Raw genomic sequence first — 14,251 nt, forward strand, 5'->3', positions numbered from 1 at the left:
CCCTTTTTATACTTATGCTTATTGTACATAGATTTCAACAATAGCAATATCTCTTTCTTTCGCTAAATCAATAAAGGCCGTAGAGGTCTGAACGAGTGGCCGGAAATAATCTGCAGGATTATTCATGACAATGAGACCGGTCTGACCCGTCGTGAGTAGCACTCGTTTACCAATAAAATTCGGCAGCATGTGCTTGATCAGTTCTTGTGTTGCTTCACCATTTAGCTGACCGAAGCTTAGGCTGTACAGTTCGCACAGAACAGAGATAAGCTCCTGTTTGGTCTGGTACACCCGATTCGTCGTCATAGCGCTGTAGACGTCAGCTACAGCGGTTATACGGGCATATGGGTGGATCTCATCGCGACGTAGTCCATGAGGATAACCACTTCCATCCTCGCGCTCATGATGCTGAAGGGCAACGGTGGCGAGAATTTCATCTTGCGTCGATTCTTTAATAATATCGTACCCATAGAATGTGTGTTTCTTCATTTCATCGAACTCTTCCGTCGTCAGTTTACCAGGTTTATGTAACATTTCAGAAGGAATCTTGGACTTGCCGATATCATGGAGATATCCTGCTTTCGCTACCGTTAGACATTCCTCGGGGTTGTAGCCCATCCAGCCGGCGATATAAAAAGCGAGCATTCCGACTTGCAATGAATGGTTGTAAGTATAATCGCTATCCCCGTCCAGCATAAGTAACAAGGAGACAACATCTTTCTGTTTTTCCAGCTGTCCCGTTAGGGTAATCAAAATCTCATCGACCTGTGTCTCATCAATAAAACCCTTCTCCATCGCTTGTTGAAATAGAGATTCAGTACCTTTGATCGTATCGTTAAACAGATTAGTTAACAGACGGGTTTGATCGGAAGGTATGGTTTGTGCATCAGAGTGTAGGTCGGATGTTGTATGTTCTACATCTGCGTAATCGATTCCATGTTGCAGCAGCTTGGACAGGTCATCTTCACTGAGGGTGGAACCTTTCATCAGCATGTGGAGACCCGAACTGTTGTAAACATCATTTTTTAACAGGTCGCCAGGTTTAAGATCAGTAACATGCACTCTCACGTATAAACCACCTTTTCCTCGACTAATATCGACACATATCTTTATAATAACAAGAAAAAAATGGGTTGACAACGACTTATTTACTATTAACCCACTCTATCAAAAAGGTGTAATGACTCATGGTTAGTTCTCCATAGGGTTCCAGGGTCCTAGTTGATGTCCCTTCCATTCAGAGCCATCTTCCCAGATTTCCTTTTTCCAGATCGGGACCGTCTGTTTGAGTCTTTCAATGGCGTAGCGGCTTGCATCGTAACAGTCATTGCGGTGAGGCGAGGAAACGGCAATGACTACACTAATCTCTGCCACATCCACTTTACCGATGCGATGACTGATCGCACACAGTACACCAGGCCATCGATCGGAGATTTCCGTTCCAATGGCTGCCATCTGAGAAAGGGCCATCGGTACATAGGCCTCGTATTCCAGATGAACGGTTCGCTGTTCACCGGTCATTTCACGAGTTGTACCCACAAAAGTAAGGGCAGCGCCGTGATTCGCGGTAATGACTAGCGCCGTCGTAGCTTCCACAGACAAGGCGGACTCGGTAATCAGAAATAACCCGTCTTCAGTACGATGCTCAGGAGAGGGAGAAGGATGCTTCTCATCGGGCATATCCGTACCATCACCACCAGAGACAGGAGGGATTAACGCCAGTTCATCTTCTGACCGGAGTATAGTATCGGCAGGAGCATACTGCTGGTTAACTGCGAGAAAGGATGTTCTTATCTGAGATGCTGCCTCGGGGTAGGCCAGGCTCAGTTTTTCTTTTACATCAGCAGCAGTCGGAGCGTCTCCAATGTACTCAAACTCGAGGAGGGATGTATTTAAACGTTCTGCAATGCCTGCAAATAGTTGAATTGTCAATTTCATGATATGACTCACCTCTTTTTGATCTCTAAACCCTTTAAATATATCATAACGAGGTGGAAAATGTTATGCTTATCCATTAGAAGAGTGAACGTTTATTGAAGAGCGGAGGAGGCGGTGTGATGAGCACCAGGGAGAAGCAAACATTGACGATTTTGCACACCAATGACATCCATAGTCACTTCGGCTCCATGAGCACCATCGCCGCTATGATCAATGAGGTACGTGAACAAGGTGGAGACATCCTTGTACTGGATATCGGCGATCACATGGACCGGATGGCTGTGGAGACAGAAGGAACTTTAGGCGTGGCTAACGTCGATGTGATCAATCTGACCGGCTACGATGCCATAACCATCGGGAATAACGAAGGACTGACCTTTACGCCTGATCAGCTCGCACAGTCCTACGCTGGACTTCTGTGTCCTGTGATATGTGGCAATGTCGTTGAACAAGCCACAGGTCTTCCGCCTGTGTGGATGAAACCTTCCCTCATCGTGGAGAAAGGTTCATTTCGCATTGGTCTGCTGGGGGCTACTGCGCCATTCACCACGTTCTACGAACTGCTGGGTTGGGATGTTCTGGACCCGTTGGAAACACTAAGAGTTCAGGTTGAAGCATTACGCTCTGAAGTGGATGTGGTGATTATTCTCTCGCATCTGGGACTTTCCACAGATCGGAGACTGGCGGAACAGATTGCTGGAATTGATGTTATTCTCGGTGGGCATACCCATCATGTTCTGGAAGAACCATTAGTCATTGGTCAGACCGTGCTGGGCGCAGCTGGTAAATTTGGCCAATGGCTTGGGAAAGTGGTTCTGGAACGAACAAGTTTGGGAGAACCTCTCCAACTGGTAAGTAGCGGATGTGTTAGTACCGAGAGTATACTACTGGATGATCAGGTCACGCTGGCAATCGCCACGAATCGTACAGAAGCCGAAAGGGCACTGGACCAGACAGCAGTGATCACGGACCGGTTATTGCCCATCCAATATGACCGGGAATCTCCTTTTGCCTCATTGCTGGCACAAGCTGTTCGTCAATTCACAGGAGCTCAGTTGTCACTGGTGAATGCGGGTCAGCTTCTTGGAGACCTTCCACAAGGCAATATTACAAAAGGAATGTTGCATTCCCTATGTCCATCTCCTATAAATGCTTGTACAATATGCTTGAGTGGAAGTCATATTCGTGAAGCGCTTGAGCAGTCCTTGTTGGATGAGTTCTCAGGTAAACCCATTGTAGGATTTGGTTTTCGTGGTCAAATTCTTGGTACGTTATGTATGGATGGAATGGAAGTTCAATACAATCCAGCTGCGCCAGCTTATGAGAAAATCCAATCTATTTCCATCCATGGGGAGCCGATGGACGATCAAGGCGAGTATGTCGTTGGAACGCTGGACATGTTTACATTTAACGTAGGGTATCCTTCTTTGGCTCATGGAACCAACACGCTCTATCATCTTCCGGAATTCATACGCGATTTGCTGGAACTGGAATTAAAACGACCAGGGGCGCTGGACGACAGCCTGCGAGCCCGCTGGCGTGAAACTAAATAAAGGACTTGCCTTCTGCTGAAGAGGCGGCTAGTGGTAATTACATCTACGGAGCGGGAGAGGATAGGCTGTGCGTTTAGTACATATAAACTTATTGCAGCCTGGCATGAAGCTGGGGAAACGTATTTATAGTGAAGAGGGCCTGGTATTACTTAGTGAAGATGTAGAGCTAACAAGCCGACTGATTGGGCGTCTCAAAGATCTTGGGGTTGGTTATGTTTATATCAGAGATGCCGCGACCGAAGATATCATTGTTCCGGATATGTTGCAGGAAGAGACCAGGAGGAAAGCGCTGGTAGAGATCAAACAGCAATTCCAGAGTATGTCAGGACTGAAAACGAAGAACCGGATTCCTCATTTCGGTAAAGCGCTTAGTGGTGTGATGAATACCATTCTGGAAGACATCGGCAGTCAAAAGGAAGCCATGATAATGCTGATGGATATGAACTCCAGTGATTTTGACCTGTATAGTCATTCTCTGAATGTATGTGTGTACACCCTGGTTCTTGGTGTGGCTGCGGGTTACACACGCCAGCAATTAATGGAGATTGGTCTGGGTGCCTTGTTGCATGACATTGGCAAAACACAGATTGCATCGGAAATACTCCAGAAGCCCTCCAGGTTGAGTGACGAGGAATTTAAAATCATTCAGCAGCACACTACATATGGACATCGTATTCTCAAAGACGAACCAGGTATACCACTTCTATCTGCTCATTGTGCATTGCAGCATCATGAACGAATTGATGGCAGTGGATATCCCTTTGGCCTGAAGGACAAAGAGATTCATGAATATGCCAAATGGATTGCGCTTGCTGATTCATATGATGCCATGACAACGAATCGGGTATACAAGCAAGCCTTGCTGCCGCATCAGGCGGTAGAGGTGCTATATACGGGTTCGGGCACGCTTTACGAACAGCGGATGCTGGAGAGATTCAGGGATTGTGTAGCGATCTACCCCGTGGGTCTTTCCGTCACGCTTAGTACAGGAGAAGTTGGGGTGGTCGCAGCAATCCATCCCCGAGTTCCTCAGCGTCCCCTTATCCGAGTCCTCAAGGATGCGGATGGTCAGACGTTATCTTCGCCTTACGAAATTAACCTGTCGACAGCACTGTCTGTCATGATCACAGGTGTGGAAGGTGTGGAGGATGCACCTTTATCCGCCCAAAATGAACGGTTGGAAAGCTGAACAAGCTTGGAAGATGATTAGCGCTCATGTTGTAATATCGGGGCCATTTCGTGATTCGGCCCAGAGTTGCTTGAGCGTTTTTTGTTATGTAATGGACAGGGTCTACGTATGCCGGAGCATTCAAAATTGTGCTATGATAAAAGATAACTCCAAAAAGAGAAACACAAGGTATGATGTAAATAAAACTTTTTAGGTTAATAAAAGGAATAAGGTGAAGAACAATGACCATGCTAAACTCAGGATCGGTACAACCGATGCCTTTATCGCCGACGAATGATCCGTGGGATCCGATCGGCTCTCTGCGTACATATGGACGCCATGTGCTGACCAGTGTAGAAATGACGGTGACACATCTGTGCAACATGAGATGTGAGCACTGTGCCGTGGGGGATATGCTTACGATGCGCGAAGCGCCAGCTCTTCCGCTGCCGCTGATGCTGAAACGATTGGATGAAGTCGAGCACCTGCAGACGATTAGTCTGACGGGTGGCGAGCCAAGCTTTAGCCAGAAAACAGTGGATGAGATGATTATCCCACTGCTTAAATATGCCAAGGAACGTGGCATCCGTTCCCAGATCAATTCCAACTTAACGCTGGATATTAGCCGGTATGAGCAACTTTTACCGTATCTGGACGTTATGCATATCTCATTCAACTATCTGAATGCAGATGATTTCCATCAAGTTGGATTTGCGAACAGTGGCCGACCTGTGAAACGTGAAGTAGCGGTGAAGATGTATGAGAAAATGATTGAAAATTCGCGCAAATTAAGTGAAGCAGGCATGTTTATCTCTGCGGAGACCATGATTAACTTCCGTACGCACGACAAACTGGATGGTATTCACCAATTGATTCGTGAGATGGGCTGTGTCCGTCATGAAGTGCATCCGATGTATAACTCGAACTTTGCTTCGTCGTTGCCCGTGTTATCTCTGGACCATATGAGAGCAGCGATTCATCGTTTGCTTGATGTGCGTGACAAGGATATGTGGATGCTCTTCGGTACACTGCCATTCTTCGCGTGTAATGCAGCAGAGCAGGATCGGGAACTCATCAACCGACTATACAGCGAGCCCAATGTGACGGTACGCAATGATCCGGACGGACGCAACCGTGTTAATGTCAACATGTTTACGGGTAATGTGTATGTGACCGATTTTGCGGACATCCCTGCATTTGGCAATATTCGAGATCGTAAGCTGGATGATGTGTTCCATGAGTGGTCAGCAGAACATCCGTTGAATCAGACGGTTAACTGCCATTGCGATATCGCATCCTGTTGCGGGCCAAACCTGCTGGTGGCAGATATGTACTACAAAGGTGTGGATTTCAAATCGAGAAAGGCAATCACACGTTGATATTCCAGGTGTATTCCTGAAATAGATAGAAAAGGGGAGTTTCAACTTGGATATTCATACCGAATTTCATCTTGGACAGCTGGTATTTAATCTGGTCTGTGTCTTTTTGCTCGTATTTTTGAATGGCGTATTTGTTGCAGCGGAATTTTCCCTTGTGAAAGTAAGGCAAACACGCTTAACTCAATTGCAGAGTGAAGGAAATCGTATGGCTGGTTATGCGCTGAAGGTGAATAGTAAACTGGATTCCTATCTATCGGCAACTCAGTTCGGGATTACATTGACATCGCTTGGACTCGGGTGGCTGGGAGAACCAGCCATCTCTGAATTGCTCGTTGAGCCTCTCATGTTTAAGCTCGGTGTAGGAGATACAGGGCTTATATCGACCGTGTCCGTCATTATCGGTTTCTGCATCATTACGTTTCTGCATATAGTGCTGGGTGAGCTTGCGCCTAAATCATTGGCAATTCAAAAAACAGACGGAGTGGCTTTGTTCTTATCTGCACCCTTGCTGTTGTTCTACAAAATCTTCTTCCCGTTCATCTGGGTACTGAATGTATCAGCTAATGCTTTGCTACGTCTGGCGGGTATCGAACCTGCCAGTGAAGGGGAAGCTCACTCGGAAGATGAACTTCGTATTCTTATGAAGCAGAGTGCCAAGAGTGGTGTTATCGATAAAGATGAGATTAAATTGATGGACAATATCTTTGATTTCTCCGATATGCTGGCACGTGAAGTGATGTTGCCACGTACAGACATGGATTGTCTGTATACGCATATGTCTTTGGAAGAGAACCTGGAGATTATTAATGCAACCAAACATTCCCGGTATCCTGTGGCAGTAGAAGACAAGGATGAGATTATCGGATTTATCCACATCACCGATCTGTTGCTGGCTAAACCGGAGCAACAACATGATCTGGCTTCACTTGTCCGTCCAATCTTGAACGTGCCTGAATCGATGGAAATCAGCCATGTGTTGCGTCTAATGCAGAAGAAACATTCTCAGATGACGCTGGTGGTTGATGAATATGGTGGCACGGCGGGACTGCTGACTGCCGAAGAGATTCTGGAAGAGATCGTTGGAGATTTGTATGACGAATTTGAGGATGAGCGTCCGCATATGGAACGCAGTGGTGATTCATTTTCCATTGATGGTCGTTCTCTTATTGAAGAGGTTCATAAGTGGACTGGAGCCATCATTGAGGATGAGGAAGTGGATACCATTGGTGGGTGGCTGTTTAAAGAGCTTGGAGGTAGTCCGGCCAAGGGCAAAACTCGGGAACTGAATGGATACGTCTTTGAAGTGGAAGAATCCACTCGTTTGCGAATTACCCGGGTTCGAGTGTACAAGCAATCAGTTCCTCAAGACATGAAATCGGAAGAAAAACCAGCAGAATAGATTTGTTGTAGTTTGATGATGAGTAGGACTTGCAAGTGTGAACATGTTACTCATTTTACGAAATACAGACCTTTGGAAGTGCCGTAAGAGGTGCTTCCAAGGGTCTTTTTTTGGTCGAGAGGAAGAAGGCATGAGAAATTCCTTTACGAAGTTTTAGATAATGGGGATTAACCTGTAGAACTGAAACATATGCATATAGAGACGGGAAGCAATGGTTTGAATTGTATGGGGGATGTTTGTAAATATCGTTGAAGGAGGCATGTCGAGTGAAGGATCCACAGCTTCGAGCCTATGCTCCTTTTGTGGGGCCGTTTGATCCTTGTAAACCGATGGAAATCCGCACGTATCTTGTTCCACCGCAGTTGTTTATACCTTTCCAGCCCATGGGGTGGCCGCAATACAGTCCGGCAGAAGCGCTGAGACTGGGAACATTATGGCCTGCATTATATAGCCCTTACACATCCAAGAAATCAAAGGAGAGGAAGGTGGAGACAGATGGAACCTGAAGCACCGAAAGCCTGTGATGCAAAATACTACGAGTTGCTGGAAGAACTTCAGGCGCTGGACTTTGTGTTAGTGGAACTGAATCTGTATCTGGATACCCATCCGGGTGACTTCCAAAGCATTGAGCAGTACAACAAGTTCAGCCAGGAGCGAATGCGGGTAGCTCATGAGTTTCAACAGCTGTATGGACCGCTGATGAATTTTGGTCATGCCTTCTCGAAATATCCGTGGGAGTGGTCCCAGACACCATGGCCTTGGCAGGTATAAAAGTTAAAGGAGGAGTCGTGGAATGTGGGTCTACGAGAAAAAACTGCAATATCCCGTTCGCGTGAGTAAATGTGACCCTTACATGGCCAAATTACTGATGGAACAGTATGGCGGAGCAGATGGAGAATTGGCGGCAGCCTTACGCTATCTGAATCAACGATATACTATTCCAGACAAAATTATTGGTCTGTTGAATGATATCGGCACAGAAGAATTTGCTCATTTAGAGATGATTGCAACCATGATCTATAAGCTCACCAAAGATGCTACAGTGGAACAGCTGGAGCAAGCCGGGCTGGCTGCTCACTACGTTAATCATGATAAGGCCCTTTTTTACAGTAACGCAGCTGGTGTACCGTTTACCGCCACATATATTCAAGCCAAGGGTGATCCGATTGCGGATCTGTACGAGGACATTGCAGCGGAAGAGAAGGCCCGGGCTACATACCAATGGTTGATCGACATGACAGATGACGTGGATCTGCAGGACAGCCTGAAATTTCTGAGGGAACGGGAGATCGTGCATTCCTTGCGTTTCCGGGAGGCAGTTGAGATCCTGAAGGACGATCGGGAGACAAAGAAGATTTTTTGAACGTTTGGTATAAAAGCAGAAGTGTGGCAGTCCGGGGAGGACTGCTTTTTGCTTTGAGTTAACGTGGTTAAATAAGAATTGCGTTCAAATAAAAAGACGACCCTTTCTTGGATTGAAATAAAAGGGATCGTCACTGGTTATTATTCTGTTGATTAAGGCTAGCCTAGTATTCAACCACCATGGCAACATTTTGCCACCCGGCTCCAACGGTCCAGAACAACACTTTGTCACCACGCTGAATCTGACCGCTTGTAATCGCCCGATGTAATGCGATGAATGGACTGCTGGTTGAGGTATATCCGAATTCATCTCCAATGTAGACGGCAATATCATCAGCGATGCCGACATTCTCGGATACAGCCCGAATATTACTAATGGATAGTTGAGAGAAGCAGGCTGCTTTGATCTCGTCTGGTGCAATCTCGTTGCGTGTTAACAGGGTACGAATGGACTCCGAAGCGGCATCCACGCAGATGGAATCATCGAATGGTATGAATTTCACATGAAAAGCACCTGCATCTACACCCGTTTTGCCCAGTTTCGCCAGGCCTTCTGCAGGAAAGAGCGAATTATTATACACACACGTATCCGTCTGATAGATTGAATCGATGAAACCGACAGCATGTTCATCCCGCTCTACAATAACCGCTGCTGCTGCATCACCGAAGTTGGCGAAGTATACGGGATCATCCGGACTGGCGTGAGGAGCCACGTAATCCGAGCCGATGATTAATGCACGACGAATTCGAGGATTGCCTAGCATCTGCCGGCTAACCTGTTCGAAAGCGGCGGTCATGCCTGCACAGTTAGCGTTGCTGTCAATGCAGATCGTATGTGAGGCTCCGTTAATCAGGCGATGGATCATCAAGGAATTCGTAGGAAAGATGTATTCTGGCGTTTGGCTTGCATAAGCAATCAGATCAAGATCTGCACCGGTGAGTCCGGTTTTTTCCAGTAGGTTACTGGCTGCCTCAAAGGCCATGCTTAGTGAGTTTTCGTCATCGTTGTCAATTTTATAACGTGTATCACGACCAAGTGCCTTTAACAATCCACGAATATCTACACCTCTTGCGTCAAAATGTTCAATATAAAAGTCATTGTGCACCTTGGTTGCTGGATGATAGATATCGATATCTACAATACGAATTCCGGACATCTTCATTCTCCTCTTGAGCGGAAGGGTGAATTCACAGCTTGTCCGCCTGGTTTATTAAGTGGTAACGGTAGAGATGATTTCGAGATTGTCCAGACCGACTGACCGGCCGAGCCGGGACAACTGCATTTTTAGAATCGCGTTATTCTCGAGGGTCAACACGACTTTTTTGTATTCATCTTTTTTGAACATCTGAAGGCATCCTTCCAGAAGAGGCACAATCTCCGGGGCAGTAACATTTAACTTTTTGCAATCGATGTTCAGGTGATACTCCTTGGTATTAATAGGAGCGATCGTATCCTGATAGGCCGAGATGGAACGCAAACCGTCTTCTTGAGAGAAAGAACCCTCCAGTTCAATGTTTAACACCTTGTTCGGAACGTCAGTCTTGAGTATGAAATTTCCCATGCTTGATCTCTCTCCTTTAAATGAGTTAAGGCTATCCCGCTAGTGGATACACAGCCCATTGGGCCTCTGCTGAAAGCTTCTAAGATGCGAGCTGGTTCGAAGGATAATTTAACCATATTATAAAGGTAGGAATGTAAAAAGATCAATAAAAAAGTCGAATCATGTATAAAAATGTAGAAAAGTGAATTACTGTATTTCATCTAAAGTGGCAAGCAAAATATTAAATGCACTAATGATGCGCGGAGCACCCACACACGGAGCCAAATGCAGCAATATCCCCTTGAGCTGATCTACAGTTACCCCGACACTCAGAGCCATCGTGTAATGCACTCCTAATTGTTCATACTGTCCTTGGGTGATCAATGAAGATATGATGGCGACTTCCTTCCATTGATCCGTAATGGTGGTGCGTTGAAAAATATCCCCATATGCAGTCCCCATAATAAATTCGGATAATTCGGGAAAATGCTCCTTGATTGGTGCGAGGGCTCTTGCGCCGTACTCACCAGAAAGTTTAGCAAAACGGTCCAGTCCCTGAGCTACATGTTCGCTCATGATATGCTCCTCCTAATTCAAAGTTACGGTGCGGTGAGCCGTAGGTGGAATTTCATCTCGATCGGTCAGAAGCTCAATTACAGTCACCTGATTCAACGTTTGAGCTGTGCTCAGCGCAGATGAGAATTCTTCATGTGTCTCTGCCCGGAAAGCGACAGCTCCCAGAGATTCGGCGAATTTGGCTGCATCCATAGGAACTTCAAATAAGGTACCATCGATCCTGCCTGTTGTTTTTTTCATACCTTTGAGAGCCATGTCCAGTTGTTTGTTATTGACGACAATGAAGATCACGGCAAGATTGTTGCATACTGCGGTATTAATCTCTGTCCCCAGCATCATGAAACATCCGTCCCCGGTGATGCATACGATAGTTTCCTCAGGAGAAGCGGCTTTGGCACCAATGGCCATACCTATGGCATTACCCATGCATGCAAAGTATGCGTCAAATACAAAGCTGCCAGGTTTTTTGACTTTATATCGCTGTACCGCATGAAATCCATGGCTGCCATCATCGACAAACAGCTTATGATCGTATGGAAGCAGATCACTCATTCCGTCCAGCACAGAAGCCAGAGATAGTTGGGGCAAATCTGGTAGAGGGACAGTGTAATCAATGAGTGGCGTGGTTCTCACAGGAGTAGGGAGGTCTTCTAATGTGCCCAGCAAATATTGCATGTTGTCTTTCAAATCCCCCGTGATATGTAAGGTTTGAGCGCTCAGAATCTTACCTACAAACGTAGGATCGGCATCAAATTGAATGAGGTGTGCCGGGTGGTTCTCAGGCTTCAGGTTGCAGATGGTCATATCACTCAGACGTGAACCGAGTACGATATAGAGATCACTTTGATTCAGCATGTCGTCTGCATGCGGAAAACCTCCAACACCACAGGGGCCATGATACAAGGGGTGGTCCCACGCAATCGCTCCTTTTCCACCAGGAGTGGTAATGACGGGAATGTTGAATGTTTCAGCCAAATGAAGCAGTTGATCATGGGCGCTGGCACGACTTACACCTTTACCTGCGATAATTAAGGGATGGCTGGATTGTTGAATTAGAGGAAGAATACGATTCAGGTTCGATACACTAATAAGAGGTTCCGGTTCGGGAATGAGAATCCGGCACTGCAATAACAATTCAGTCTGTACGTCAAAAGGAAGACAGAGGTGAACAGGGCCTTTATTCGGGCCAAGTGCAATGGATAAGGCATGATTCAGTAGGGTGCCGAAGTGATCTCCGCGCTCAACGAGTTTACTAAATAACGTGGCAGGCCGGAACATCTCGGCCAGATCAGCCAGATAGGAGGAGGAATCCTGGCACTGAGGTAGCCCCAGTTCCTGGATGGATTGGTGACCCGTAATAAATAGAACGGGCAGATTGTTGGCCTTTGCATGAGCTGCAGCAGTCAGTAGATTGGTTCCGCCCGGTCCAGATGTGGCAAAGGCAACGCCAAGCTTGCCTGTCTGTAATGCATAACCGGCTGCGGCAAAGCCTGAGCTGGACTCATGACGGCCTGGAATGAATTTTAATCCGTAATCCACCATCTTCAGGACAGCAGGACAGATGGATTTTCCAATAATACCAAAGACATGAGTAACACCTAGATTTCGTAGACTTTCTGCCAAATAGTCCGCAACTGTTCTCATGCGGGACACCTCGCTTTATGAAATAGGTTATTTGAACCATACGCATATTCCATTTGTTGAATGCAAGTCATTATCTGAGGTTGTAAGAGGAAATATATTCTTGTTATTAGGAAGAGTATCTTTTTTTGTGGTTTTTTGTCAACCTATTTTATAAGTCAAATCTCCCAATTCTTAAGTTGGTAGCGCTTAAAGTGTTGCTGGTTAAAGCAAAAGTAAATGGTTATATACTCCTGCAACAAATTACCCATTCAAAGTTGAGATACAAATTATGTAAAATAATGTCTGGAAATGGTGGTTTTCAGTCTGGAAAATGACATGGCAGCAAGAGGGACATCTCTTTTTCGCATTCGTGTATAGCGTTGGCAATACTTTGCTTTCTGCTATACTGGAATGGATTGGGGTGAATGGAATGACAGTGATTAAGATGGCTCTGATTGGGCTGGGTAAAATGGGATTACATATGGTTCATCAAGTCGAGAATACGAAGATGGACACGAAGATTGAGATTGTTGCAGTGTGTGATGCGAATGAGGAAAGTTTGGCGGCTTTTGCAGCTTCCCATGCTGGGATTAGGACGTATACGGATTACAAGCAACTCATGGACGAACATCAGATTGATCTGCTGTATATTGCAGTTCCACCGAAATTTCATTATCCGGTTGTCATGGAAGCGCTGGAGCGCAAAATTCATGTATTCTGCGAGAAACCGCTTGCCAATAGTGTAGTAGAAGCCAAAGAGATGCTGGATGCAGCGCAACAGGCGGGTGTCGTTCATGCCATCCATTTCTCTATGCCGCATGAACCTTCAGTGCTGAAGTTGCAAGAGATGATCGAGCAGGGTACTGTGGGTGCGATTCGCAAAATAGATCTGATTCTGCAATTTCCGCAGTGGCCACGATCATGGCAACAGAATGCATGGATTACGAGCCGGGAACAGGGTGGATTTATCCTTGAAGTGGGGATTCACTGGATTCATATGATTCAAAAGGTGTTTGGTGCCATCCGGGTAGTGAGCACTCAGGTTCAATACCCTGAGAATGGAGATTGTGAACTTGAAGTACAGGCTGCTTTGAAGCTGGAAGACGGAACCCGAATTCAGCTAAACGGCATCTCTCAATTTGCGGGGGAAGAACGTGTATCCATGGTGGTGTACGGCACGAAAGGCACGATTGCCCTGGAAAATTGGGAAGAATTGAAGACTGGCCTGGTGGGGCAGCCACTATCTCCAGTGGAAGTGCTTGAATCCGCCAGTGAACTGCCTGTACTTAAACATGTCATTGCCCGAATACAAGGCAAACCAGCTAAGATATATGACTTTAACGATGGGTATCAGGCTCAGCTTGTGCTTGAAGCTTTGCGGAATACGGAACAATCAGGATAAGAAAAGGAACTCTAATTGAATCAGCTCTCCTTAACACCAAGAAGCATCGAAGAGGCTCATGTGAGCCTGTCCGCGATGCTTCTTTCCTTTGATATATGCGCACAGGATATAAATATAAAGATGCTCCATCAGTAAGTTGAGTCGGGTTACGCAAGCTTGAATCGCTTAACCAGCTGATCAAGCGAATCAGACATTTCATTCAACTGCTTGAATGTGTCGATGTTTTACAATCGTTGGTTTACACGTTCAAACGTTATGTTTATCATGGAAAGAGAACGATTCTAAGTACATATATATATCCCAATCCGAA

14 protein-coding genes are annotated in these 14,251 nt (G+C 46.0%); 8 read left to right on the forward strand and 6 right to left on the reverse strand.

What is annotated here, in order from left to right:
• Positions 1–18: 18 nt before the first annotated feature.
• Both M1D71_RS08795 and M1D71_RS08800 read right to left on the reverse strand, forming a co-directional pair.
• Positions 19–1,068: an HD-GYP domain-containing protein gene (locus tag M1D71_RS08795; RefSeq protein WP_145319625.1), complete on the reverse strand. Its 1,050-nt coding sequence runs from the start codon at positions 1,066–1,068 to the stop codon at positions 19–21.
• Between the two features lie 123 nt (positions 1,069–1,191).
• Positions 1,192–1,938 carry a molybdenum cofactor biosynthesis protein gene (locus tag M1D71_RS08800; protein WP_458126131.1) on the reverse strand — a complete coding sequence of 249 codons (747 nt, stop codon included), beginning with the start codon at positions 1,936–1,938 and terminating at the stop codon, positions 1,192–1,194.
• Between the two features lie 119 nt (positions 1,939–2,057).
• Here M1D71_RS08800 and M1D71_RS08805 point away from each other — a divergent pair, with 119 nt between their 5' ends.
• From M1D71_RS08805 to M1D71_RS08835, 7 genes are all read left to right on the forward strand, one after another.
• Positions 2,058–3,491, forward strand: coding sequence for a bifunctional metallophosphatase/5'-nucleotidase (locus M1D71_RS08805; protein ID WP_458126132.1), 1,434 nt, complete (start codon positions 2,058–2,060; stop codon positions 3,489–3,491).
• Positions 3,492–3,558: 67 nt separating this feature from the next.
• Positions 3,559–4,680 carry an HD-GYP domain-containing protein gene (locus M1D71_RS08810; protein WP_458126133.1) on the forward strand — a complete coding sequence of 374 codons (1,122 nt, stop codon included), beginning with the start codon at positions 3,559–3,561 and terminating at the stop codon, positions 4,678–4,680.
• Positions 4,681–4,901: 221 nt separating this feature from the next.
• Positions 4,902–6,038 (forward strand): radical SAM/CxCxxxxC motif protein YfkAB, encoded by a 1,137-nt coding sequence (gene yfkAB, locus M1D71_RS08815; protein ID WP_458126134.1) that lies wholly within the window; start codon positions 4,902–4,904, stop codon positions 6,036–6,038.
• A gap of 46 nt (positions 6,039–6,084) precedes the next feature.
• Positions 6,085–7,437: a hemolysin family protein gene (locus M1D71_RS08820; protein WP_458126135.1), complete on the forward strand. Its 1,353-nt coding sequence runs from the start codon at positions 6,085–6,087 to the stop codon at positions 7,435–7,437.
• A gap of 266 nt (positions 7,438–7,703) precedes the next feature.
• Complete coding sequence (locus tag M1D71_RS08825; RefSeq protein WP_458126136.1) at positions 7,704–7,943, forward strand: spore coat associated protein CotJA; 240 nt, start codon at positions 7,704–7,706, stop codon at positions 7,941–7,943.
• Complete coding sequence (locus tag M1D71_RS08830) at positions 7,933–8,208, forward strand: spore coat protein CotJB (protein ID WP_076209123.1); 276 nt, start codon at positions 7,933–7,935, stop codon at positions 8,206–8,208. The genes M1D71_RS08825 and M1D71_RS08830 overlap by 11 nt, the downstream gene beginning before the upstream one ends.
• Positions 8,209–8,230: 22 nt before the next feature.
• Positions 8,231–8,800, forward strand: a complete 570-nt coding sequence (locus M1D71_RS08835) for a manganese catalase family protein (protein ID WP_145319609.1) — start codon at positions 8,231–8,233, stop codon at positions 8,798–8,800.
• 163 nt (positions 8,801–8,963) lie between these two features.
• Here M1D71_RS08835 and M1D71_RS08840 read toward each other — a convergent pair whose 3' ends face one another.
• The 4 genes from M1D71_RS08840 to M1D71_RS08855 all read right to left on the reverse strand — a co-directional run bounded on the left by M1D71_RS08840 (position 8,964) and on the right by M1D71_RS08855 (position 12,560).
• Complete coding sequence (locus M1D71_RS08840; protein ID WP_458126137.1) at positions 8,964–9,956, reverse strand: 3-oxoacyl-[acyl-carrier-protein] synthase III C-terminal domain-containing protein; 993 nt, start codon at positions 9,954–9,956, stop codon at positions 8,964–8,966.
• A gap of 54 nt (positions 9,957–10,010) precedes the next feature.
• Positions 10,011–10,361, reverse strand: coding sequence for a hypothetical protein (locus M1D71_RS08845; protein WP_145319603.1), 351 nt, complete (start codon positions 10,359–10,361; stop codon positions 10,011–10,013).
• Positions 10,362–10,547: 186 nt separating this feature from the next.
• Complete coding sequence (locus M1D71_RS08850; RefSeq protein ID WP_017689521.1) at positions 10,548–10,916, reverse strand: carboxymuconolactone decarboxylase family protein; 369 nt, start codon at positions 10,914–10,916, stop codon at positions 10,548–10,550.
• 12 nt (positions 10,917–10,928) lie between these two features.
• Complete coding sequence (locus M1D71_RS08855; protein WP_458126138.1) at positions 10,929–12,560, reverse strand: thiamine pyrophosphate-binding protein; 1,632 nt, start codon at positions 12,558–12,560, stop codon at positions 10,929–10,931.
• A 409-nt stretch (positions 12,561–12,969) separates the two neighbouring features.
• Here M1D71_RS08855 and M1D71_RS08860 point away from each other — a divergent pair, with 409 nt between their 5' ends.
• Complete coding sequence (locus tag M1D71_RS08860; protein ID WP_458126139.1) at positions 12,970–13,941, forward strand: Gfo/Idh/MocA family protein; 972 nt, start codon at positions 12,970–12,972, stop codon at positions 13,939–13,941.
• Positions 13,942–14,251 lie beyond the last annotated feature (310 nt).

The organism is Paenibacillus sp. Z3-2 (assembly GCF_054161325.1).